18 protein-coding genes are annotated in these 22,933 nt (G+C 60.2%); 3 read left to right on the forward strand and 15 right to left on the reverse strand.

From position 1 onward, the window contains the following. Positions 1 to 239 precede the first annotated feature (239 nt). The gene (locus F7R06_RS15500; protein ID WP_090320174.1) at positions 240 to 5,003 is read left to right on the forward strand and encodes a DUF3320 domain-containing protein; all 4,764 of its coding nucleotides are present in this window, start codon (positions 240 to 242) and stop codon (positions 5,001 to 5,003) included. A 143-nt stretch (positions 5,004 to 5,146) separates the two neighbouring features. Here the strand turns inward: F7R06_RS15500 and F7R06_RS15505 are convergent, their stop codons facing one another. The 8 genes from F7R06_RS15505 to F7R06_RS15540 all read right to left on the reverse strand — a co-directional run bounded on the left by F7R06_RS15505 (position 5,147) and on the right by F7R06_RS15540 (position 13,012). Beyond that, the gene (locus tag F7R06_RS15505) at positions 5,147 to 5,440 is read right to left on the reverse strand and encodes a fructose-bisphosphate aldolase (protein WP_090320176.1); all 294 of its coding nucleotides are present in this window, start codon (positions 5,438 to 5,440) and stop codon (positions 5,147 to 5,149) included. A gap of 610 nt (positions 5,441 to 6,050) precedes the next feature. Then, the gene (locus F7R06_RS15510) at positions 6,051 to 6,263 is read right to left on the reverse strand and encodes a PLD nuclease N-terminal domain-containing protein (RefSeq protein WP_090320178.1); all 213 of its coding nucleotides are present in this window, start codon (positions 6,261 to 6,263) and stop codon (positions 6,051 to 6,053) included. Positions 6,264 to 6,429: 166 nt separating this feature from the next. Then, positions 6,430 to 7,845, reverse strand: a complete 1,416-nt coding sequence (locus F7R06_RS15515; protein WP_090320180.1) for a purine-cytosine permease family protein — start codon at positions 7,843 to 7,845, stop codon at positions 6,430 to 6,432. Positions 7,846 to 8,131: 286 nt separating this feature from the next. Next, positions 8,132 to 9,280: an acetylornithine deacetylase gene (gene argE, locus F7R06_RS15520; protein ID WP_090320182.1), complete on the reverse strand. Its 1,149-nt coding sequence runs from the start codon at positions 9,278 to 9,280 to the stop codon at positions 8,132 to 8,134. Continuing rightward, positions 9,277 to 9,954: a DUF1028 domain-containing protein gene (locus tag F7R06_RS15525; protein WP_090320185.1), complete on the reverse strand. Its 678-nt coding sequence runs from the start codon at positions 9,952 to 9,954 to the stop codon at positions 9,277 to 9,279. Before F7R06_RS15525 ends, argE begins: the two co-directional genes overlap by 4 nt. A 155-nt stretch (positions 9,955 to 10,109) precedes the next feature. Further along, positions 10,110 to 10,526, reverse strand: coding sequence for a RidA family protein (locus tag F7R06_RS15530; protein WP_090320187.1), 417 nt, complete (start codon positions 10,524 to 10,526; stop codon positions 10,110 to 10,112). 24 nt (positions 10,527 to 10,550) lie between these two features. Continuing rightward, entirely contained in the window at positions 10,551 to 11,861 is a 1,311-nt protein-coding gene (locus tag F7R06_RS15535; RefSeq protein WP_090320189.1) for a flavin-containing monooxygenase, read from the reverse strand. Positions 11,862 to 12,103: 242 nt separating this feature from the next. After that, complete coding sequence (locus F7R06_RS15540; RefSeq protein WP_090320191.1) at positions 12,104 to 13,012, reverse strand: alpha/beta fold hydrolase; 909 nt, start codon at positions 13,010 to 13,012, stop codon at positions 12,104 to 12,106. Positions 13,013 to 13,324: 312 nt separating this feature from the next. Here F7R06_RS15540 and F7R06_RS15545 point away from each other — a divergent pair, with 312 nt between their 5' ends. Continuing rightward, complete coding sequence (locus F7R06_RS15545) at positions 13,325 to 13,993, forward strand: ATPase (RefSeq protein WP_090320193.1); 669 nt, start codon at positions 13,325 to 13,327, stop codon at positions 13,991 to 13,993. Positions 13,994 to 14,022: 29 nt separating this feature from the next. On the opposite strand, the gene F7R06_RS15550 is transcribed toward F7R06_RS15545, so the two are convergent. The 4 genes from F7R06_RS15550 to F7R06_RS15565 all read right to left on the reverse strand — a co-directional run bounded on the left by F7R06_RS15550 (position 14,023) and on the right by F7R06_RS15565 (position 17,348). Next, positions 14,023 to 15,369 (reverse strand): ATP-binding protein, encoded by a 1,347-nt coding sequence (locus F7R06_RS15550; RefSeq protein ID WP_090320194.1) that lies wholly within the window; start codon positions 15,367 to 15,369, stop codon positions 14,023 to 14,025. After that, entirely contained in the window at positions 15,345 to 16,010 is a 666-nt protein-coding gene (locus F7R06_RS15555; RefSeq protein ID WP_090320196.1) for a response regulator, read from the reverse strand. Before F7R06_RS15555 ends, F7R06_RS15550 begins: the two co-directional genes overlap by 25 nt. A gap of 107 nt (positions 16,011 to 16,117) precedes the next feature. Further along, a complete protein-coding gene (locus F7R06_RS15560; protein ID WP_090320198.1) occupies positions 16,118 to 16,555 on the reverse strand; it encodes a hypothetical protein in 438 nt (145 codons plus the stop codon). Between the two features lie 28 nt (positions 16,556 to 16,583). After that, positions 16,584 to 17,348, reverse strand: a complete 765-nt coding sequence (locus F7R06_RS15565; RefSeq protein WP_090320200.1) for a COG4705 family protein — start codon at positions 17,346 to 17,348, stop codon at positions 16,584 to 16,586. Positions 17,349 to 17,714: 366 nt separating this feature from the next. On the opposite strand from F7R06_RS15565, the gene F7R06_RS15570 reads away from it, so the two are divergent. After that, positions 17,715 to 18,503, forward strand: coding sequence for a DeoR/GlpR family DNA-binding transcription regulator (locus F7R06_RS15570; protein WP_090320202.1), 789 nt, complete (start codon positions 17,715 to 17,717; stop codon positions 18,501 to 18,503). Positions 18,504 to 18,679: 176 nt separating this feature from the next. Here the strand turns inward: F7R06_RS15570 and F7R06_RS15575 are convergent, their stop codons facing one another. From F7R06_RS15575 to F7R06_RS15585, 3 genes are all read right to left on the reverse strand, one after another. Next, positions 18,680 to 20,260: an aldehyde dehydrogenase (NADP(+)) gene (locus F7R06_RS15575; protein ID WP_090320206.1), complete on the reverse strand. Its 1,581-nt coding sequence runs from the start codon at positions 20,258 to 20,260 to the stop codon at positions 18,680 to 18,682. Between the two features lie 65 nt (positions 20,261 to 20,325). Then, on the reverse strand, positions 20,326 to 21,720 hold the full coding sequence (gene abaF / locus F7R06_RS15580; protein ID WP_090320209.1) for a fosfomycin efflux MFS transporter AbaF: 1,395 nt from the start codon (positions 21,718 to 21,720) through the stop codon (positions 20,326 to 20,328). A gap of 73 nt (positions 21,721 to 21,793) precedes the next feature. Beyond that, the gene (locus F7R06_RS15585) at positions 21,794 to 22,711 is read right to left on the reverse strand and encodes a dihydrodipicolinate synthase family protein (protein WP_034150208.1); all 918 of its coding nucleotides are present in this window, start codon (positions 22,709 to 22,711) and stop codon (positions 21,794 to 21,796) included. Positions 22,712 to 22,933: the final 222 nt, after the last annotated feature.

Consider the following 22,933-nt stretch of genomic DNA (forward strand, 5'->3'; position numbering starts at 1 on the left):
GCCCCGCCAGAAATGAACGGGGCTTTTTATTGGCCCGTCAATTATTGGCTAACGGTAAAAGGGCTTCAGCCACGGCTTTCTTTTCAACATCGGCAATGTTCAACGAAAAATTGGCCTACGTCGCCGCTCGCTCGTTGTGGTGGCGATGATCGTCGTTCATGATCCAAGCGGCTGCCGTTAACCCACGGTAATCTGTTGCTCATTGTTTCCAGCCTCGACCACGTTTCAAGAGAGTCCTCATGAGTTCAGGGATAAGTCAAAAGCTGCAGGGTAGCCGCAAGGAACTGCTCGATATCGGCCTTCGTAATACCATGCTGAACTTCCGCGCGTCAGCCAAGACGTTGGCCGTGGTCGATGAGCTTTCAGAGTCAGTGTTCCACCTGCTTTATCGGCAGGAGAAGGCTATGAGCTTTTCACCGATGGCACGCCAGAAGTTGGCGGCGTTGGCGAAAACCAATCAGATCGAAGGGGAAGACTCCCAGGACGCTGTGACTGATGAGTTGCTATTAAATGAACTCGACAGCTTGGGCGACTCGGGTTTTATCGACGATGAGCTGGACGAGTCTGGTCGAGCGCGTCGGCATACGGATACTCGTCTGCAAACCGCACTGGATGAGGAGCGCCTTTTCCTGCAGTTGTTGAGGATTCACAGTGAGGCACGAGCCTTTATCGAGGAACAAGGCGTTAATACCCTGTTTCTGGCACTGGGTTTCCTTCATTGGTATGAAGCGGATAGTTCAGAGAACCTTCGCAAAGCTCCCTTGATGTTATTGCCAGTGACGCTCGAACGCAGCGGCGCAAAGGATGCATTCAAGCTGAAGTATTCCGGTGACGAGTTAATGCCCAACTTGTCTTTGATCGCCAAGCTCAAGACTGATTTCGGCCTTGACCTTGCGGCCTGTGAGTTCAGTGAGGAGCGCTTCGATGCTACGGAGGGCAGTCTTGACAGCTTTTATGCCGAAGTCACCGACCTGATAAGCAAGCAACCACGTTGGAAAGTTTCAATCAACGAGGCAGCTCTCGGGTTCTTTTCCTTCGGCAAGTTCCTGATGTTTAAGGATCTGGACCCGAAGAGTTGGCCGCAAGACCAGCAGCCTGACGCCCATCCAGTCATCAATCGGCTCTTGGGTCCGGGGTTTGGCGACCAGCATCCCGCCTATGCCGAAGATGTGAACATCGACTCGGTGCTGCAACCTGGGGAAGTGCGATTCGTCAAGGATGCAGACAGTAGCCAGACTGAAGCGATTCTAGAAGTTCGAGAAGGCGCCAATCTGGTTATCCAGGGGCCACCGGGTACCGGTAAGTCGCAGACCATCACGAACATTATCGCGGAACTGATTGCCCAGAAAAAAACTGTGTTGTTCGTGGCCGAAAAAATGGCCGCGCTTGAAGTGGTTAAACGTCGACTCGATGAATGTCACTTGGGCGATGCAGTACTCGAGTTGCATAGCCATAAGTCGACTAAAACATCGGTGCTCAAGGAACTCGGACGTACGCTTGAACAAGGCCGGCCACTGACCAAGGTGGGCGAGGATGATTTGGCCAAGTTGGCTGAACTTCAAGGCAACTTGAACCGTTACTGCTCCGCAGTAAGTGCACCTGTGGGTGCCAGCGGCATGGACTTTGTCGAGGTATTGGGGCGATACCTAAAACTCAAGCACAGCTACGGTGTATTGCCCACGATCAGTTTCGCGCCCATGGTGTCGTGGACTCAGGCTGACCAGTTGAAACGTCGCGAACTGGTGGAAGAACTAACGCTTCATCTAAAGGAAATGGGCCGCCCTGACCAAAATCCGTTCTGGGGAAGCAAGCGCACTTTCTTCTCACCCATTGAACAAAACAATGCGAACGATGCGTTGCAACAAGCAAGTGCGCACTTAACCGCTTTGGACGCTGCCGCCAAGGCACTGTCGATTCGACTGATGTTGACTCAGCCAGCAACTCTCGCGGACGTTGCAGTCATCTGCCGCGCCGCACGGCGGGCGGCCGAAGCGCCTCGGTTGCACGGTATAGAGCTGAGTACCGGAGATTGGCAGCTGCGCCGCGATGCCATTCGTGAACTGCTTGATGCAGGCCAGCGCATGAGTATGTGCAAAGCCAACCATGGCGCTCAGTTGATCGAGGCTGCTTGGGACCAAGATCTGTTGGATGTTCGGCAGAATTTGCTGGCCTATGGTGACAAATGGTGGAAGGTATTTTCAGGGCGCTATCGCGCTTCAAAGGCTCGATTGCAAGGGCTTGTGCAGAACACACTGCCTGGTAGCAATGCCGAACAATTGAGTCTGGTTGATTCGGTTCTGAGCTATCAACAAAGCCAGAAGGTTTATGACCGACACGAGGGCTTGGGCAGTGCGCTCTTCGGTGCTCAATGGCAGCGACAGCAGTCCGATTGGGCAGTACTCGAGCGCGTCAGTGCCTGGGTAGTTCAGCTCTACGAAGACCTCGGTAATGGCCATGTACCACAAGGGATTATTGCGTTTCTCGCCGGGCATACGGATGCCAGTGGGCTTGGGGACACGGTCAGTGACATCGAGGCGCATCTCGCGGGCCTTGACCACGCATTGCTAGCGGGGCTGGAAGTCATCGGCATGCCCGATGATATCGCCCAATCGCTGCGCAGCCTGGATCTGTTTGCCTTGGGTACTCGCTTGCAATTGTGGCAAGCCAGCCTGAGCGCGCTTTACCAAATGGCCCGTCTCAATGTGCTGTCAGGCGAAATGCAGCAGGCTAATCTGGACGAGTTGTTGAACATTGGCCTGCGCACTGAAACGCCAGATCGGATACCCGCCATCCTCGACTTTTCCTGGTATTCGGGGCTTGTGCAAAAGGCTTACGCCGAAAAACCGGCTCTACAGCAATTTGATCGCATCAAGCACGAGCATCAGATCGCCAGGTTTAAAGCACTCGATGCAGCGTCGTTGAACCATGCTCAAACATATTTGGCGCGCCAGGTATGGGAGCACATGCCCAATGTGAACCAACCGGGTGAGATGGCAACGTTGCGTGCAGAGCTGAACAAGAAGCGCCGACACATTCCAATACGCCAGCTGATCGACAAGGCTGGTCGGGCGATTCAGCAAATCAAACCGGTATTCATGATGAGCCCAATGTCGATCGCCAATTTTTTGCCTCCAGGCAAACTGGAATTCGACGTAGTGGTGTTCGACGAAGCCTCTCAAGTCAAAGCCGTGGATGCGTTCGGCGCGATACTGCGCGGCAAGCAAGTGGTGGTAGTGGGCGACACACGACAGATGCCACCCAGTGATCTGTTTAGCCGCGACATCGCACCTGAGGACGAGAATGATGCCACCGCAGACATCGAAAGCATCCTCAGTCTGTTTAAGGCCGCGGGCAGCCAGGAACGCTACCTGCGTTGGCACTACCGCAGCCGGCACGAATCACTGATCGCCGTTTCAAACGTTGAGTTCTATGAAAGCAAACTGGTGGTGTTTCCATCTGCCGGCCAGCATCTCCACGCCAAGGGTGTGAGCTTCGATTATCTGCCCCACGCGCTGTATGACCGAGGACGCACTCGAACCAACAAGGAAGAGGCCAAAGCAGTCGCCCATGCGGTAATGAAACATGCGTTGGAGACACCGGAACTTTCCTTGGGGGTAGCAGCATTTAGTGTGCCTCAGCGGGATTTGATTAATGTTGAAGTCGAGTTGTTGCGGCGCAAGACTCCTCAGGCAGAAGCATTTTTCACCGCACAAGGAAGCGAACCGTTCTTCGTAAAAAACCTTGAAAACATTCAAGGTGATGAGCGCGACGTGATCTTCATCAGCATTGGTTATGGCCGAAATGAATCCGGCCGCATCGCCCGTGAATTTGGTCCGCTGAATAAAGATGGTGGGCATCGTCGGCTGAACGTTTTGATTACGCGGGCCAAATTGGCGATGCGGGTGTTTTGTAACTTCCGGGGCGACGAGTTGGACATTGACGCCACTGCCAAGCACGGCGTACGGGCCTTGAAGAACTTCCTCAAGTACGCGGAAACGGGTGAACTCGAAGTGACCAAGGAGACCGGCAAAGCTACGGATTCGCCCTTTGAGGACGAGGTTATCCGGGCCTTGCGTGATCTTGATTATCAGGTTGAGCCGCAAGTCGGCACCGCTGGTTACTTTATCGACCTCGCAGTGAGAGACCCCGAATTCCCTGGCCGTTACGTTCTGGCCGTTGAATGCGATGGCGCTGCCTATCACAGCTCGCGTTCTGCGCGTGATCGCGATCGGTTACGCCAAGGAGTACTTGAGGGCCTGGGTTGGAACTTCCATCGTATCTGGAGTACCGATTGGTTCCGCAATCCCAAGCAAGAAATTAGCCGCGTCGTTGCGGCGATCGAGTCGGCGCGAGAGCGTATAGCCAATCGTCGTAATGTCTCGGTTTCGGAGACCTTGATCGAGCCTCTGCACGAAATTTTACGAGATGAAAGTGTTGAGGAAGTAGAGCCGGTCGCCAGCCCCCCTTATGAGAAGGCTCGGCTCGCTGCGGTAAATAACCAATTGGAACTGCATCAACACCAGCCTGAACAGCTGCTACAGCTGATCCGGACAGTCGTTGATATCGAGTCTCCGGTCCATGCGGTCGAGGTTACCCGACGACTGATGGATGCTTTCGGGGTGACAAGGCAAGGATCAAGAATTACGGCTGCTGTTGAGAAAGCTATTGGTATTGGCGTCAAGCAGAGGCATTTCTTGCGTCGTGGCGAGTTTCTCCACCTTACCGATAATCGACCCGTTGTCATCCGCAGCCGGGCGCATTGGGAAGCCACCGAGCGCAAGTTGGAATGGATTGCGCCTGAAGAACTAGACCAGGCCCTGATAGAAATCATCACATCGGGGTTCTCCATGAGTCATGACGACGCGATCTCCGGAGCCTTGAGACTCCTTGGCTTTGGACGCGCCACTGCCAAGGTAACAGCGCTGCTGAAGGAGAGAATTGAGCAGTTGATCAGTAATAGGCGATTGGAGTTGAAAGAGGACCTGTTAGTGGTATGTGCCTGATAACAATTGCCGTTGCGACGGAGTGGGACAATGGACGGAACTGCTTAAACAATCTTTGTTAATGAATACCCTTGAGTAAAGCTGAGTGCGCTCAAGTAATGGAAAACCCGCATTAATGCGGGTTTTTTACGACTGAATTTTGCTCACTGCCCCTTCGGCACCTCAAACCCACGCTGCTCAATCACCCGAAACACATCGCTCACATCCTGGATCATGATCCGGGCGATGTTGGTGACGGTGTTGATGTCGTTTTCGGCGTAGTCGGGGAGGCTGGTGCAGGCCATGAGGTGCAGGTATTGCAGGACGGCGTTGAGGCGTTCGCTGACGCAGTTGTGCAGTTCGCGAAGTGGAGCGTCGCTGTCGATGAGCAGGACGGGGTAGTGGGTGGCGAATTGGGACATGGGGGTGAAGCGGCGCGGCGGATTGTTCGTTGTCATGATCGTTGAGCTCTTCAAGGGATTGTGAATCCACCTTTCTGCTGCGAACCAGAAAGGTGGCAGCCATGTGCGGGTTCGCAGACCGGAGAAGAGACTGAAACCGGCAGACCCGAAGGTCTCCCGCACACAGCCGCCATAGAGCGTAACGGCGGCAAAGTTTGCCACAGTTGTTATTTGGCGGTGTGTCCACTTCTCAAGGGCTGCGAAACCCAATCGCTAACTACGGTCAACGAGGGGCGAATATAGGCGCCCATTTTCATGCTCACAACCGCGCTGTAGGACGCTCTGGCGGTCGTTTTGGCAAGGTGGATAGCCACTGTCTACGGGCTTTCGCGGTATTTCGGGCCGTGCGCAGAGCCATGGGAAATCGGGGGCAGGGATTGGGGCCACTTCGCGGCCCAACGGGGGCAAGTCCCCTCGCCTCAAAAGGTAATTTCCTACAGGATTTTCGGAAGTCCAAAATCAAAAGGTCATCCGAACGCGGCCCGGGTCTCTGGCAGCTTCCCTGCGGATCAGGTTGCTTGAAACGACAAAGCCCCGAATCACCGGGGCTGTGTCTTTCAAACCGTGCAATGTCCAGAGAGTGATCGCTATGCATCCAGCATCACTCTCAAGCCTGTGATGAATGCGGATTTTGCGCCACGTGCTTGGGGCCGGCCAGTGCCCAGGCAATCAGCCCGAACAGCGGCACAAACACGATCACCACCATCCACACCCCCTTGGTACTGGATTTCCCTTCGGCTTTTCGCACCCGGTTGATCGCCCACAGCTCAATCAGCAGAAGCACGGCTGCGAATACGATCCAGATTGTTTCGATGTGCATGGGTCACCTCCTGATAGTCATTCAGTTAGGTGAGTGGTGCTGGGCAGGGTTCATTAAATTTTGCAGGGCGGGTTCGCTGGCGATGCGGTTCTGGCAATCAAATTTATTTTGACCGCCGTGGCCTCTTCGCGGGCAAGCCCGCTCCCACAGGTTTTTTGGGGGGTAGTCAGATCGCGTTGGCCAGTTTCCCGCTCGAAAGGCGGCGCTTGTACGCGCTGTCACGGTTGGCCAGCCAGAAATACAGCGGAGACGTCACCAGCAAGCCCACCAGCCAGGACAGGTCCGCGCCGTTGATGTGCTCGGAAATCGGCCCGACGTACAGCGGCGTGTTCATGAACGGAATCTGCACCACGATGCCAATCGCATAGGCCAGCAGCGCCTGTGGGTTGTACCGGCCATAGATGCCGCCATCGACCTGGAAGATCGAGTTGATGTCGTACTGGCCTTTGTGAATGGCGTAGAAGTCGATCAGGTTGATCGCGGTCCACGGCACCAGGACCACCAGCAGCACCAGCACCATGTCGACGAAGTGGCCGATGAAGTCTGCCGAAGCACCGACGGCGGCGAAGCAGCAGGCACCCAGGACGATCAGCGAGAGGAGGGCGCGGCTCTTGGCGGTCGGGATCCAGCGGTGGGCGAAGGTTTGCACCAGGGTGATCAGCGACAGCACGGCACCGTACAGGTTGAGGGCGTTGTGGCTGATGACGCTGAGCAGGAACAGCACCAGCATCAGCGGGCCGATGGAGCCGGTGGCGAGTTTGACGGCGTCCATGGTGTCCATGCCCACGGGCGTTGCCAGGACCGCGACGGCGCCGAAGATGAAGGACAGGCTGGAGCCCAGCGCCGAGCCCAGGTAGGTGGTCCAGAACGTCGCGGCGACGGGCACATCCTTGGGCAGGTAGCGCGAGTAGTCGGACACGTAGGGTGCAAACGCGATCTGCCACAGCGCGGCCAGGGACACGGTGGCCAGCCAGCCGGAAATGTTGAAGCTGCCGCGGGTCAGGAAGTCGGCGGTCTGCACGTGCGTCAGGATGTAGCCGAAGCCCAGCACGATGCCGATGCCCAGCACCCAGGTGCCGATACGGTTGAGCACATGGATGAAGCGGTAGCCAATGATGCCGATGATGCCCGAACCGAGGGCGCCGATGACGATGCCCACCGGCACCGGCACGCTGTCGACCACGCCGTGCAATGACTTGCCGGCAAGGACGATGTTGGACGCGAAAAAGCCGATGTACATGATGCCGGCGATCAGCACCACCAGCAGTGCGCCGAGGGAGCCGAACTGGGCGCGGCTCTGGATCATTTGCGGGATGCCCATTTGCGGGCCCTGCGCCGAGTGCAGGGCCATCAGCACGCCGCCGACCAGATGCCCGACCAGAATGGCGACGATGCCCCACACCAGGTTCAGGTGAAACAGCTGCACGCCCAGGGCGCCGGTGACGATGGGCAACGGCGCGATGTTGCCGCCGAACCAGAGGGTGAACAGGTCCCGGACTTTGCCGTGACGGTCTTCGGGGGGCACGTAGCCGATCGTGTGTTTTTCAATGAGTGGCGCGGAGGTTGTTGTTGCGGTGACCATGACGAACTCCAGGGCAAAGATGAGTACGTGGACGTACTTCAGTGAGCGCCGCGCGAACGACGCTTTTCTTGTTGGAGTGATGATGTGCGGTGGGGCGGGATAGATAAATTAGTAAGATTGTGGGTATAGACGTTAAAAAATGTATGCCAGCCGAGGGGTGAAAAACCTGTGGGAGCGGGCTTGCCCGCGATGGCGGCCGGTCAGCCGCATCATCATTGGCTGTCAGGCCCTCATCGCGGGCAAGCCCGCTCCCACAGGGTTTTTTGGGGGGTGTGATGGGTGTGATTCAACTGATCGACAGCAGCATCCTTTGCAGCATTTCATCGCAGCCGTTCAACTGCTCCAGGCTGACAAACTCATCCGGCTTATGCCCCTGGTCCATGCTGCCGGGGCCGCACACGACGGTGGGTATTCCTGCGGCATCGAATAGCCCGCCCTCGGTGCCGAAGGCTACGGTGCCGAACGCTCGGGAACCGGAAAACGCGGCGATCAGCTCGGCGGCTTCGCTGTGGGCATCGGTCGCCAGGCCGGGATACGCCGACAACTCGCTGAAGCGAATCTCGCTCTGCTCACTCACGGCACGCATGCGCGGTAATACCTGCTGCTCGGCATAGGTCTTCAATTCCTGCGCCACCTCATTCGGGTCGTGTGAGGGCAGGGCGCGGATTTCAAAATCGAAGCGGCAATCGGCGGGGACGATGTTCAGGGCCTTGCCACCGGAAATGACGCCGGTCTGTACGGTGCTGAACGGTGGGTCGAAGCGCGCGTCGTGATGCTCGGGGGCTTTGAGCCGCTGGCCAATGCGCCCCAGTTCGCCGATCAGTTCGGCGGCGTATTCGATCGCGTTGACCCCCAGTGGCGCGTACGCCGAGTGGCAGGCTTGGCCGTGAATGTCGCAGCGCATCGCCAGTTTGCCCTTGTGGCCAAGCACAGGTTTGAGCTCGGTGGGCTCGCCAATGATGCAGAGCATCGGTTTGATCGGGCGCTGCTCCAGGGCTTTGAGCAAGGACCGTACGCCAAGGCAGCCGACTTCTTCATCGTAGGACAGCGCGATGTGCACCGGCAGCCGCAGGTCGGCCTTCACCAGCGCCGGCACCAGCGCCAGCACGCAGGCGATGTAGCCTTTCATGTCCGCCGTGCCGCGACCGTAGAGTTTGCCGTCGCGCTCGGTGAGTTCGAACGGCGCGACGGTCCACGGCTGGCCGTCCACGGGCACCACATCGGTATGCCCCGACAGCACGATGCCCGGACGATCCGCCGGGCCGAGGGTCGCGAACAGATTGGCCTTGCTGCGCTGCTCGTTGTAGATCAGTTCGCAAGGCACATCGAAGCGTGCGAGGTAGTCGCGGACAAACTCGATCAACTGCAGGTTGGATTCGCGACTCGTGGTGTCGAAGGCCACCAGGGTTTGCAGCAAATCGCGGCTGCGGCTCATCGGTCGTCTCCGGCCACCCCGTAGCCCGGCGACTTGTCGGGGGCGAGGGCGCGGTCGATGTAGTCCTGAACCTGGGGGCGATAGGCGTCCCAGAGTTTTTCCAACTGACCGATCGGGTCTTCGTCGGCCCAGTCGACCCGCAGGTTGATGATCGGCCAGGTCAGTTCACCCACCACCACCATCGCCGCCGAATGCACCGGCCCGGCTTCGCCACCGGCGGCAATGGCCGCTTTCATCGCGGCGAGCAGGCGGTCGGCGAGTTGACCTTCGCCGTGTTCGAACGCCACGACCATGGCCTCGATCACCGCACGATCGGCCAGCATGTTGCCGGCCGCCACGCATTGTTCGCCCGACACCGCGTTGTGGTTACCCAGGGTTTGCGCGCCGCTGAAGTGCGCGGTGCGGCCGAGGTGGTCAATGGCCGTGACTTGCCGATACTGGCTGTAGCCATGGCGGGTCAGCGCTTTATCCAGCGCCTCCGCCGGCGCGAGGCCTTGTTCCATGAGGGCGAGGACTTCCGGGCCGAGGGACGGCAGGGTGATGTTTTGCGTGGACACCGCGCCGACACCGGGCAGCAGCCAGGGGCAGCGGGCGCCGACGGCGATGCTCGAGGAACTGATCGCGATGCCGAACTGACCGGTTTCGGGGCAGCGTGCGGCGATGGAAAAGGTCATGGGTGTGCTCCTTGGTGTGCCTTGGCGAATGGGGTGTCTGGGCGGACGCCATCGCGAGCAGGCTCGCTCCCACAGGGATCTTCAGTGGTCACAAGGTCGTGTTCAGCGCCGATCAACTGTGGGAGCGAGCCTGCTCGCGATGGCCGCGACTCGGTCTACTCGGGAATCACCGCAATCACATCAATCTCCATCAACCACTGTGGCTGCCCCAGGGCCGACACCACCAGCCCGGTGGAAATCGGGAACATGCCTTTGAGCCACTTGCCCACTTCCTGATAGACCGGCTCGCGGTAACGCGGATCGATCAGGTAGGTGGTGGTTTTCACGATGTGGCTCAGGTCGCTGCCGGCTTCTTCCAGCAACTGTTTGACGTTGCGCATGGCTTGCTCGGCTTGCGCGCGAGGGTCACCCAGGCCCACCAGGTTGCCTTCGAAATCAGTGCCGACCTGGCCGCGCACATAAACGGTGTTGCCGGCCCGGACGGCCTGACACAGGTCGTTGTCCAGGCTCTGGTTCGGGTAGGTCTGCTTGGTGTTGAACATGCGAATACGGGTATGGGTAGGCGTGGACATTTGAAGCTCCTGACAGAAAAAGGCTTAGGCACTGACCGTGGTTTTATGGGCGAGCGGGGCGGTTTGCGCCTCGCGTTGCTCGAGGTCACGGTATTCAAGGTATGAGCGCTGGATGGCGATCTGGTCAGCCACGTACTTGGCGTCGTGCCACACGCCCCAGATAAACGACGAACCGCGCCGCGACTGCCACGGCAGACCGAGGAAATACACCCCGGGCTCAGTCGACACGCCGCGCTGGTGCTGCGGTTTGCCGTTGGCGTCGAAAGCGTTGACCTTCAACCAGCTGTAGTCGGTGGCAAAACCGGTGGCCCAGATGATCGAGGTCACGCCGGCCTCGGCCAGGTCGAGCTGCAGGATCGGGTGGGTCACGCACTCCGGATCAGGGAAGGTTATCCGCGCTTCCGGTTCTTGCGGCAGGTCCAGGCCGTTGCGTTCGATGTAGGCGTCGGCGGCATCGAGCAGCGCCAAATAGTTCTCATCGCCCCGGGCCAGGTTGTCGGCCAGGTTCGGCTGGAAAGTCGCCACGCTGCCGTTGAACGATTGGGTCAGGCCGACCAGGGTCATGCCGCGATGGGCAAGCCCGCGGAAGTCCACAGTGCGCCCGCCGTGGGCGCCACTGACCGCGATGGTCACGTGTTCCCGGCCCGGCTTCATCGCCGCCTGGTCCCATTCGCCCAGCACACCCAGCCACCAGCAGAAGTCACGGTTGCGGTAGGCGCGAGGCGGGCGATCGTGGGCACCGACCGAGAGGTAGACTTTCTTGCCCGCACGCTGCAATTCGTCGGCAATCTGCACCCCTGACGAGCCGGCACCGACGACCAGCACGGCGCCTTCAGGCAATTGTCCCGGGTTGCGGTAGTCAGCCGAGTGGATCTGTAGCAATGGTTGATCTTTCGGTGCGATCGGCGGGATGACCGGGCGCTGGAAAGGCCCGGTGGCGGCGACCACGCGGGCGGCCTCGATCACGCCTTCGGAGGTTTCGATGGTGAAGCCGGGGCGACCGACATTGCGCTCGACCTTCAGTACATCGACGCCAGTGCGGATCGGGGCGTTGAATTTTTTCGCGTAGGCTTCGAAGTAATCGGCCACCCGCTCTTTCGGGGCAAAGCTGTCAGGGCTCAGGTCGTCGAATTCAAGGCCGGGAAAGCGGTCGTGCCAGGCCGGGCCATTGGCTACCAGCGAATCCCAGCGGCCGGTGCGCCAGCGTTCGGCGATACGGTTACGCTCCAGCACCAGGTGCGGCACACCGAGTTTGCTCAGGTGCTCGCTCATGGCCACGCCAGCCTGGCCGGCACCCACAATCAGCGTATCTGTTTTTATTTTTTCAGTGGTCATCTCAATACCCTTTGAAGTTGGATTCAAACCGTATGTGGCCTGCCATCTCTTGGGGTCAAGACTAGGGATCACCCTGATATCGGTAAAATATTATTAAGCTGGCATTTGAGTATAAATAACTGATGCAGCGCCTTTGGCCCCGCAGCCTTGGGGGCGCCAGCGCTACCTGGCCTTCCAGTGCGTGCGTTCGTATTCATGGCAATTGTGCGATTCGACGAAGTTGTGCACCTCAGCCCCGTGTTTCATTGCCCGATAAAGTCCCGAATTGCCTTGATCGTCTGCGTCGGCGCCTCTTCCATCAACCAATGCCCGGCCCCTGGCACCACCAGTTCGGTGACATTGTCCGCCGCATTGCGCATCACGATCGCTTCATTATTTGCGAAGGATTTCTCCCCGCCAACGGCCAGCACCGGCATGGTCAGGCGCGTCGCCATCGACGCTTTGTTGTCGGCTTCATCCTGACGAATGCTGCGGAATTGGGCGAAGGCAGCGCGCATGTTGCCGGGGCGGGCGTAGAGCGCGGCGTAATGCTGGCGGATCTTTTCATCGATTTTCGCCGGATCGCCCGCGAATTCGTTCCAAAAGCGGTCCAGGTAAATCCGCTCACGACCGGCCACCAGGCGTTCCATGTCCGCTCCGCCGAAGTCGAAGTGCCACAGCATCGGTGAGCGAACGATGTCGTTCCACGGTGGGATGCCCGGTACTGGGGCGTCCATCACCACCAGGCGATCAGTCTGCTGCGGGTAACGCGAGGCGTACGCGAAGGCAACCATGGTGCCGATGTCGTGGCCGATGACCACCGAGTGTTCGATACCCAACTTCGCCAATACCCCGCGGATATCGCCTGCTTGAGTCTTTTTGTCATAGCCGCTTTTTGGAATCGACGACAAACCCATGCCACGCAAATCCGGCACCACGACCGTGTGGTCCCTGGCCAGATCGGCCGCCAGCGGTGCCCACATGTCACCCGTATCGCCAAAACCATGCAACAGCACCACGGCCGGGCCTTTGCCGCCGACGCGCACGTGCAGGGTGACGCCATCGAGCGGGATGTCCTGGGTACGGAAGGTTTTGGGGAATGGCGTCACCGCGGCCTGTGCCGCAAGGCTTAGGGTGAGGAGTGCGAGAGCGGTCAGCAGGATGCGAAGCATGGCGCGGTCTCCAGACGTGTGGGGGAATTGTCTCTGGCATAGCGTAGACCGCTTGAAAGGAATCAATAACTGAGCAGACATCAAAAAAGACCACTGCGATGCAGGTTTTCCATCACGGAAACCTGATCACGGCCCCTTTGGCACTTCAAATCCACGCTGTTCAATGACTCTAAACATGTGAGTGACATATTGAGCCCCTGATAGCGACCATTCATTTGATCGATACTCATCATTAAAGAATGCAAGTTCTGTTTTTCTGTCATAGGAGGAGGATAGCGTTGTACCGATCTCGCCTTTGAAGGAATCAGCGCGATGAGAATCTCAACCCTGTTGGCTTTTGTCGCTGTACTCACCGGCAGCGTGGCCGCCACCGTACCGGCCGTCGCGGCCGATCAGTCCTGTCATTTCCCGCCGATCGCCGACAGCGCCCTCAGCCTGCGCAACGCGCAATCGGTGGTGGTGCTTTACAGCGAGAACACCGTCAACACCCAGCAATACCTTGAGAGCTACCACGCTGTTGCGGTCAATGGCGCGAAGAACCCGCAGATGGATCCGCAAATCGCCAAGGCGTTCGTCGACAGTTCCGATCCGCTGCGTGCACTCAACTGGCTGATGGCGTCGCTGCAGAAACAGTTCGCCTCGGTGACCGTCTATGACAACCTCGACGCCGCCGTTCAGGCGCATCCCGATGTGGTGGTGATGCTCGACACCTACAGCCGCCTGGTGTCCAAGCGCAACAACCAGGTCGAAGCACGGTTTGTCGCCAGGTTCTACGATTCGAACCTGCAATACATCGGCCAGGCCGAAGGCTCACGCGCCAAGCAAATGCCGTCGGTGTGGGTGCATGGCAAACCCGCCCCGCAGATTGCTGCACAAATCAATCAGCAGACCGAGTTGCAGGAGCATGCGCTGAAACAGTTCGATGCCTCGCTCAAGGCGCTGGTGACGACTGGCAACATGGATCACGTGGCCAGCAACTGACGGCCGGTGCATCGGCCGTCAAGGCGTGATCAGGTGCTGACGCGCAACCACAGCGACACACACAGGCCGCTTCTGGCCCGTTCATTCGTGAAACCCAATCGCACCCGCGCCCCACAGCGGTCCATGATCGCCTTGACGATCGACAATCCCAGCCCCGAGCCGGATTCATCGGTGCCCAGGCTGCGATAGAACGGGTCGAACACCCGCTCCTGTTCTTCCACTGCTATACCAGGCCCCGAGTCCCTGATCTGCAACAGAGCCTGGCCGTTGTCCATTTTCAGCGTCAGGTCTACACGGCCATGGGCCGGGGTGTAGCGAATGGCGTTGTCCACCAGGTTTTTCACCACGGCCGTCAGGTCGATTTCGTTGATGCCCACCCGTACGTCCTGTTCGATCTCGACACCGATGTCGAGGTGTTTGCGTTCGGCCAGTGGCCACAGATCTTCCAGCACGTGGCGATAGACCTCGTGCACGGAGGTCGTCGATGCCTCGCTGCTCGCAGTGGACTGTGCCTTGGCCAGGGTCAGCAGCTGGTCAATCAACTGTCTGCCGCGCTCGATGCCCCGCCGCAAGGGCACGAGCCGCGCGCGGGCCGGTTCCGGCATGTCGACGGCGGCCAGTCGCTCGGCCTGCAGGGACAGGGCGGTCAGCGGCGAGCGCAGTTCGTGGGCAGCATCGGCGACGAAGCGGCGCTGGCTCTCCATGGACTGCGCGACACGGTTGAGCAGCCGATTGATCGCCACGACGAAGGGGCGGATTTCCAGGGGCAGGTGGTATTCGTCGATCGGATGCAGTTCCTGCTCATCGCGACGGTCGATTTCAGACGACAGCGTGGCGATGGGCCGGAACAGTTTGCGCACCAGATCACTGACCACCAGCAGCAGGATGGGCAGCAGAACGAGGAATGGCAGGACACTGCGCCAGGCACTGGCACGGGCGTCCTTGTCGCGGGCGCCGGTTTCCTGGGCGACGGCGATGCGCTCGCCCCGGGCGGTGGTCTTGACCAGGACGCGAAAGGCTTCGCCGGCGATGGGCACGGTGGACAGGCCGTCGGGCAGGGTCGTGGGGAAGGGCAGCGGCGTGCCGGCATCATCGTCCCCCGAGGCTTTGCTGCCGTCGGCCAGGTACTGAAGAATGATGCGCGCCTCGTCGTCATCCGCCGCGCCGTTCTCCGGGTATTGGAGAGTCATGTGCTGGCGGTCGAACAGCTTGGCCATCTGGCGCAAGGTGTCGTCCTGCATGTCGTGGGCTTCATCGAAGGCCGACACGTAAGCGAAGACCCCGGCCAGAAGGGCGACCGTCAGGATGGCCAGCGACAGCGCCACGCTCAACCGCAGCTGGACCGACTCGCCTAAACGTTTTTTGAAACCATCCATCCCATTCCCCTGACGTTTTTGATGACATGGCTTCCCAGCTTGCGGCGCAGCGCATGAATCAGGAACTCCACCGCATTGCTTTCCACTTCATTGCCCCAGCCATACAGACGGTCTTCGAGTTCGCTGCGCGACAGAATGGCCCCCGGCCGGATCAACAGCGCCTGTAGCAAGGCGAACTCGCGACTGGAGAGCAGAACGCCGGGGTTTTCTTCAGTGCTGGCTTCCTTGGAGATCAGGTCCAGGGCCACCACGCCGTTGTCGAGACGCGACAGGGCGCTGCCTCCGTGACGGCGCAGCACCGCACGCATGCGCGCCAGCAGCTCGGCCATTTCAAAGGGTTTGAGCAGGAAATCGTCAGCGCCGCCGTCGAGCCCGCGCAGGCGATCATCGAGGTTGTCCCGGGCGGTGATGATCAGCAGCGGCACGGGGTTGTTCTCGCCGCGAATACGGTCGAGCACATCGAGGCCGTCCTTGCCGGGCAGACCGAGGTCCAGCAGCACCAGATCGTAGTGCTGGGTGTGCAACGCGGCCAGGGCCAGAAGGCCGTTCTTGACCCAGTCGGCGGCGTAACTGGCATCCGTGAGGGCGCTCTGGATCGCGTCACCGATCATCGGGTCATCTTCGACCAGCAGTATCCGCATGTTCCCTCCGCCAAAGAAGACGCGACGGTGCTGGCCGTCGCGCCTGTATTGAAACACCTGCGCCCGGAATTGTCCGCTGCGGCCTCTGCGCCGGACGCCGCCATCGGTTATGGGGTGGCTTTCATGGCGTCGAAGGCCTTGAGCAGGTCATCCATGGCGATTTTGCAGTCACTCTGGACCGGGCTGCTCTCGCGCAGCGCAGACAGTGCGCGGTCGATGGCCTTGTCGACCACATGCCAGTCGCTGGCGGCACGGGGCTTGATGCCGGCTTCGGCTTCGTCCCAGGAGGTTTCCAGGTCCTTGATCCGCGCTTTTGCCGCAGGCAGGTCACTTTTGTCCACCAGCCCGGCGACGTCGGCGGCAATGCTGCGGAACGCGGACAAGTCGCCCAGTCTGGACCCCGCGCTGACCGGGTTGCTGACCGCGCCTGAAGGGGCTGCGGCATTGGGTTTGTCCGCCGGTTTCGAGCAGCCGGTTGCGATGCCGAGCAAGGCAATGGCGCCAACAATGGCAAGGTGGCGGATGGCGTTTTGAACGTGGCGCATGACGGTTCCCTGAATGGCTTTTGAAGAATTACTGAGTGATGTGCTTGCGGTTGCCGACGCTCATTTGCGCGACGGCCACCAGAATGACGATGACGCACAGGAACAGCGCGCTGGTCCAGGTCGCGCCCATGCCCAGGCCGCCGTAGGTTTTGGCTTGCGTCAGCAGGTCACCGAGGGACGCGCCGAAGGGGCGGGTCAGGATGTAGGCGATCCAGAAGGTCAGCACGACATTGCCGCCCAGGCGCCAGGCGACGAGGGTCGCGGCAATCAATACACCGAATATCACCGCGCCAAGGGTGAAGCCCAGGCCCAGTGCTTCAGTGGCCAGGTCGCCCGCCGCGGTGCCCAGGGCAAAGGTGCAGAGCACGGTCGCCCAATAGAACAACTCGCGCCGTGGCGTGACGATTTCGCGGATGGAGAGGTTGTGTTCGGTCCGGTACCAGACCAGGAAATTGACCGCCAGCAGTACGGAAAAGACCGCCGTGCTGGTGTACAGGCTCACGTCCAGCATGTCGGTGAGGATGTCGGTGATCTGCGTGCCGACGATGCTCACCAACACAACGGTGAGCCAGTAGATCCAGGGGGTGTAGGCTTTGGTGCGCAGTTGGCAGGTCAGCGCGATGGCCAGCAGGGCCGCCATGCCGATACTGGTCCAGCCCGCCCCCAGGCCGGCGTTGACGGCCAGAAAGTCGGCGCCGGTTTCACCGACGGTGGTGGACATGATCTTGATGACCCAAAATGACAGCGTCACTTCGGGCACCTTGTTGAGCCAGCCGGCGGGTGTCGGGTTCATGTCGATCGATTCTCCTGGGCAGCGCTGTTAGTTGCGCAAGAGAAAGGCTACCGACTGAAACTTAGCTGGGACTGAGCAAGGGCAAGATCGAGCAAGGCCGGGCGTTTTGAATCAGGCGTGGCCCAGCGCAATGGCAAACGAGACCACGATCATGCAGGCGAAGGCGAAATTGAGATTCATGAGATGTCCATCCGGTGCTTTTTGTGATGGCGCTCATCTTGAACAGGTCACGCGCAAATAAAAAATTCGCCTTCGTGATTTGAAAGATCGAAACAATTGATGATTGGCCTCGCCCGGTTTGTGTTTCTGGCGCTGTTTGGCTAACCTCGCACAAACACGCATATCAGCGCATAAACAGGCAAAAACATGCACGATCAGCATTCCTCGGCCGAACTCCCGCATCTGCGCCGGCAGAAAATCCTCTTGATCCTCGAACGTGACGGCAAGGTCATGGCGTCCGGGTTGAGCCAGCACTTCGCCGTGTCGGAAGACACCATCCGCCGCGATCTCGCAGAGCTGGACAACGCCGGCCTGGTTCAGCGGGTACACGGCGGCGCGTTGCCGCGACCCAAGGACACGGGCAAGGATTACTTCACCCGCATCAGCGAAACCGATGAGGTGAAAACCCGACTGGCGCAGCTCGCCGCCCAAAGGGTGGAGGACGGTCAGATCGTGATGTTCGATTCGGGCACGACCACGCTGCAGATCGCGCGCTCGTTGCCCTCGGATATTTCCATCACCGCCATCACGACTTCGCCGATGACCGCCATCAGCCTGGCTGAATACAAAGGCATCAAGGTCATTCTCGCGGGCGGGCAACTCAACCTGGCGACCCTGTCCGTCAGCGGCCACGAGACCCTTCGCTTGCTGCAGGGAATCAAGGCTGACCTGCTGTTCACCGGGGTCTGCGCGATTCATCCCGAGGTGGGCATCAGCTCGCTGCATTTCGACGAGGTGCCGGTGAAACAGGCCCTGATCGACAGCGCCTCGCAGGTGATCGCGGTGACCACGGCGGACAAACTCGGGGCGGTGGAACCATTCGTGGTGGCGCCCTGTTCACGGGTGCACACCTTGATCACCGAACGCCATGTGGCGACGGGCAATATCGAGGATTACCGCAAGCTGGGCATCGAGGTGGTGCAGGTGGAGGTTTGAGCGGCAATGCATTGAATGACTGAAGAACAAACCGTGGGAGATTCTATGTTTGGGGGCAACACCCAAACATAGAATCTCCCACAAGTCCGAAGGCATTACTTGATTGTGTGAACGATCCAATAATCAGTGTGAGCCCTGCAGGAGCAGACTGGCTTCTACAGGGGTAGTGGGGTTTTTCAGATCGGGTCGCGGTGGCTGTTGCCGTCGACCAGTCGGGCAATGCCCAGCGGGTTGGCGTTTTTCAGGGCGTCGGGCAGCAGCGCATCCGGGCAGTTCTGGTAGCAGACCGGGCGCAGGAACCGCTCGATGGCCAGGCTGCCGACCGACGTGCCACGGGCATCGGAGGTGGCCGGGTATGGACCGCCATGCACCATCGCATCACAGACTTCGACCCCGGTGGGGTAGCCGTTGAACAACACCCGGCCAACCTTTTGCTCCAGCAGCCCAAGCAATTGCCCGTGCGCCTGCAGATCCTGTGCTTCGCCGATCAGGGTCGCGGTGAGTTGTCCGTGCAGGCTGTTCAGGGCCTGTTGCAGTTCAGCCTCGTCGGCCACTTCGACCAGCAGGGTGGTCGGGCCGAACACTTCCTCCTGCAGCAGTGGATCACCCCGCAGCAACAGGCTGACATCGGCCTTGAACAGTTGCGGCCGCGCCTGATTACCGTGTTGCTCATGACCGGCCAGGTGCGTCACCCCTGAATGGCAGAGCAACGCCTGCACGCCTTTCTCATAGCTGGCGAGGGTGCCGGCATTGAGCATGGTTTGTGCGGGTTGCTCGACCATCAGGGTCGCGAGCCGTGCGCTGAACGCGCTGAACTGCGGGGAACGGATGCCGATCACCAACCCCGGATTGGTACAGAACTGACCGCAGCCCTGGACCACCGAGGCGACCAGTGCGCCGGCAATGCTTTCACCGCGCAGCCGCAGAGCTTCAGGCAATACCACCACCGGGTTGATGCTGCTCATTTCGGCGAACACCGGAATCGGCTGTGGGCGTGCAGCGGCCATGTCGCATAGTGCACGGCCGCCCTTGAGCGAACCGGTGAAGCCGACCGCTTGAATCGCCGGATGCTTGACCAGCGCTTCGCCAACGCCGGCCCCGTAGATCATGTTGAACACGCCTTTGGGCATGCCGGTCTGTTCGGCGGCGCGAATGATTGCATCGGCGACGATGTCGGCGGTCGCCATGTGGCCGCTGTGGGCCTTGAACACCACCGGGCACCCGGCGGCCAGGGCTGCGGCGGTATCGCCCCCGGCCGTGGAGAAGGCCAGCGGGAAATTGCTCGCGCCGAACACCGCGACCGGGCCGACACCGATCCGGTACTGGCGCAGGTCGACCCGTGGCAACGGTTGACGGTCGGGCAGGGCGCGGTCGATGCGCGCACCGTAGAAGTCGCCGCGACGCAGGACCTGGGCGAACAGGCGCATCTGGCCACTGGTGCGTGCGCGCTCACCCTGAATGCGTGCGCCCGGCAACGCGGTTTCGCGAGTGACCAGGGCGACGAACCGGTCATCCAGTGCATCCAGTTGCGCGGCAATGGCGTCGAGGAAATCCGCCCGACGTACGGCTGGCAGATTGCGAAAGACCGGGTAAGCGGCCGCCGCAGCCTGGGCGGCGGCGTCCACTTCCTCCACGGTGGCCTGCATGAACGAGTAGGGCAGCGCTTCGCCGGTGCTGGCGTCACGGCTTTGCAAGGTGATGCTGCCAGCGGCACTGCGCGCACCGCCGATGTAGTGGTGACCGAGGATCCCGGACATTGAGTACTCCTGTCGCAAATGAGGAATGGAACCCCTGCAGGAGCGAGCTCCTGCGGGTAAAGAGCTCACGCCAGCGAATCAGCCCGACGCGGGGTGGTCGAGGCCGGATCCCGCGCGGCAATGCGCGCCGCCGACTCGGCATCCACCGAGCGTAGCGACTTGCCACGGGTCTCGCGGGTCAGGCCGACGGCGACGATGGAAATCAGCGCGGCGCCGACCAGGTACCAGGCGATCGGCGTCGAGCTGTGGTACTTGTTGAGCAGGGTGATGGCGATCAGTGGGGCCAGGGAGCCGGCAAAGATCGGCGCCACCTGGTAGCACAGCGACAACGCGGTGTAGCGCACGTGAGTCGGGAACATTTCGGCCATCAGCGCCGAGTAGGGTGCGTAGGTCATCGACTCGATGGCCAGGCCCAGGGTAATGGCCGCCATGATCAGCCAGTTGTTGCCCGTGTCCATCATCGGGAAACCGACGAAGCCCCAGAAAGCGGTGAGCACTGCGCCGACCAGGTACACCGGTTTACGCCCGACCAGGTCCGACAGGTAGCCCATCAGCGGAATCAGGAAAAAGTGCAAAAGGTGAGCGCCGAACATCAGCAGCAGGATCTGCGAGGTGTCCTTGTGCACCACCAGCTTCAGGTAGGTGATCGAGAACGTCACGACGGTGTAGTAGAGGATGTTTTCGGCGAAACGCGCGCCGATGCCCACCAGCACCGAACGCCAGTGGTGGCGCAGCACTTCCACCACCCCCAGTTGTTGCTGGCGGGTCTGTGCCTGGCGGGCCTGGGCTTCCTTGAAGATCGGCGCGTCATCGACACTGGTGCGAATCCAGTAACCGATCAGCACCACCACCGCCGAGAACCAGAACGCCACGCGCCAGCCCCAGGCGAGGAATTGCTGCTCCGAGAGGTTCGACGACAACAGCAGCAGGGCCACCGTCGCCACCAGGTTGCCGGCAGGTACGCCGGCTTGCGGCCAACTGGCCCAGAAGCCACGGCGATTGTCCGGGCAGTGTTCCGACACCAGCAGAATCGCACCGCCCCATTCGCCGCCAAAGGCGAAGCCCTGGATCAGGCGCAGTAGCACCAGCAATACCGGCGCGGCGTAGCCGATCTGGTCGAAACCGGGCAGGCAACCCATCAGGAACGTGGTGATGCCAACCACCACCAGGCTCAGTTGCAGCAGGCGTTTGCGACCGAACTTGTCACCGTAGTGACCGAACACCAGGCCACCCAGCGGTCGGGCGAGAAAACCCACGGCATAGAGGGCGAAGGCGGCAATGATGCCGTCGATGGGGCTGTCGGTCTGGCGAAAGAACAACTGGCCGAACACCAGTGCCGACGCCGTACCGTAGAGAAAGAATTCATACCACTCGGCGACAGTGCCGGCCATGGCCGCGGCTACGACGCGCTTGAGTCCCGAGGGTGTGGTTGCGCTTTGAATGTGTTGAGCGTTGGACATGCTGACGTTCCCTGTAGAGGCGCAAAAAAACAGGCAGCCGGGCCGGACCCGCCAGGGCCCGCCCGGCAATCACTCAGAGACCGACGTCCGGCAGCTGCGGACGGTTGGCCAGGGCCTTGGCCATGATCTGCTCGACGAACACCCGGTCGGCTTCCGGCAAAGCCAGGCGCGGTGGACGGGTCAGGGCGCTGCCGCGACCGGCGATGGCTTCACACAGCTTGATGCACTGCACCAGGTCGGCGCGGGCATCGAGGTGCAGGATCGGCATCAGCCATTCGTAGATCGGCATGGCTTCGGCGAAGCGTCCGGCCTTGGCCAGGCGGAAGATGGTTTCACCTTCTTTCGGGAACACGTTGGACATGCCCGACACCCAACCCTCGGCACCGACGGCGATGCTTTCCAGCACCACGTCATCGAGACCGGCGAACAGCACGAAACGATCACCGACCTCATTGCGCACGTCGATGAAACGACGGGTATCGCCCGAGGAATCCTTGAAGCACACCACGTTGTCGCAGTCGGCCAGAGAAATCAGGATGTCCGGGGTGACGTCGTTTTTATAGATCGGCGGGTTGTTGTAGACCATCAAGGGCACGTCGGCGTTTTTCGCCACGTAGCGGTAGTGCTCGGCGGTCTCGAACGGCTTGGAGCCGTAGACCAGCGCCGGCATCAGCATCACACCGTCGACCCCGACCTTGCGCACGGCGTTGGCAACCTTGGCCGCTTGCACGCTGGTGAATTCGGCGACGCCGCAGATCACCGGTACGCGGCCGCGAGAAGCGTCCACGGCCACTTCAGTCACGGCGATTTTCTCTTCGGCGGTCAGCGAGGTGTTTTCGCCGACCGAACCACAGACCACCAGGCCCGACACGCCATCACGGATGACGTTGGAAATCACTTGGTGGGTTTTGTCCAGGTTGATGGTGAAGTCATCGTTGAATTGCGTGGTCACCGCGGGGAAGACGCCACTCCAGTTGATTCGCTTGCTCATTGTTGCCTCCGGTTCGTTAAAAGTATTTCGTATACGATATTTAAAGTGAAAGCGTTCGGCTAGTGCTTTTTTCAGGTTTTTTCGGGTTTATCCGGCCGTTGGTCTGGTGATGGCTCTGTGGCGAGGGAGCTCGCTCCCGCTCGACTGCGCAGCAGTCGTCAATCCAGACAACTCGCTCAATCAGACACACAGCAATGGGGGCCGCTACGCAGCCCAGCGGGA

Source organism: Pseudomonas moorei (genome assembly GCF_008801475.1).
GTDB lineage: Bacteria > Pseudomonadota > Gammaproteobacteria > Pseudomonadales > Pseudomonadaceae > Aquipseudomonas > Aquipseudomonas moorei.

What these genes read in the sequence shown, in the direction of transcription:
- F7R06_RS15500 (WP_090320174.1), top strand. Translation starts at nt 240, where the DNA reads ATGAGTTCAGGGATAAGTCAAAAGCTGCAGGGTAGCCGCAAGGAACTG.
- F7R06_RS15505 (WP_090320176.1), bottom strand. Translation starts at nt 5,440, where the DNA reads ATGACAACGAACAATCCGCCGCGCCGCTTCACCCCCATGTCCCAATTC.
- F7R06_RS15510 (WP_090320178.1), bottom strand. Translation starts at nt 6,263, where the DNA reads ATGCACATCGAAACAATCTGGATCGTATTCGCAGCCGTGCTTCTGCTG.
- F7R06_RS15515 (WP_090320180.1), bottom strand. Translation starts at nt 7,845, where the DNA reads ATGGTCACCGCAACAACAACCTCCGCGCCACTCATTGAAAAACACACG.
- argE (WP_090320182.1), bottom strand. Translation starts at nt 9,280, where the DNA reads ATGAGCCGCAGCCGCGATTTGCTGCAAACCCTGGTGGCCTTCGACACC.
- F7R06_RS15525 (WP_090320185.1), bottom strand. Translation starts at nt 9,954, where the DNA reads ATGACCTTTTCCATCGCCGCACGCTGCCCCGAAACCGGTCAGTTCGGC.
- F7R06_RS15530 (WP_090320187.1), bottom strand. Translation starts at nt 10,526, where the DNA reads ATGTCCACGCCTACCCATACCCGTATTCGCATGTTCAACACCAAGCAG.
- F7R06_RS15535 (WP_090320189.1), bottom strand. Translation starts at nt 11,861, where the DNA reads ATGACCACTGAAAAAATAAAAACAGATACGCTGATTGTGGGTGCCGGC.
- F7R06_RS15540 (WP_090320191.1), bottom strand. Translation starts at nt 13,012, where the DNA reads ATGCTTCGCATCCTGCTGACCGCTCTCGCACTCCTCACCCTAAGCCTT.
- F7R06_RS15545 (WP_090320193.1), top strand. Translation starts at nt 13,325, where the DNA reads ATGAGAATCTCAACCCTGTTGGCTTTTGTCGCTGTACTCACCGGCAGC.
- F7R06_RS15550 (WP_090320194.1), bottom strand. Translation starts at nt 15,369, where the DNA reads ATGGATGGTTTCAAAAAACGTTTAGGCGAGTCGGTCCAGCTGCGGTTG.
- F7R06_RS15555 (WP_090320196.1), bottom strand. Translation starts at nt 16,010, where the DNA reads ATGCGGATACTGCTGGTCGAAGATGACCCGATGATCGGTGACGCGATC.
- F7R06_RS15560 (WP_090320198.1), bottom strand. Translation starts at nt 16,555, where the DNA reads ATGCGCCACGTTCAAAACGCCATCCGCCACCTTGCCATTGTTGGCGCC.
- F7R06_RS15565 (WP_090320200.1), bottom strand. Translation starts at nt 17,348, where the DNA reads ATGAACCCGACACCCGCCGGCTGGCTCAACAAGGTGCCCGAAGTGACG.
- F7R06_RS15570 (WP_090320202.1), top strand. Translation starts at nt 17,715, where the DNA reads ATGCACGATCAGCATTCCTCGGCCGAACTCCCGCATCTGCGCCGGCAG.
- F7R06_RS15575 (WP_090320206.1), bottom strand. Translation starts at nt 20,260, where the DNA reads ATGTCCGGGATCCTCGGTCACCACTACATCGGCGGTGCGCGCAGTGCC.
- abaF (WP_090320209.1), bottom strand. Translation starts at nt 21,720, where the DNA reads ATGTCCAACGCTCAACACATTCAAAGCGCAACCACACCCTCGGGACTC.
- F7R06_RS15585 (WP_034150208.1), bottom strand. Translation starts at nt 22,711, where the DNA reads ATGAGCAAGCGAATCAACTGGAGTGGCGTCTTCCCCGCGGTGACCACG.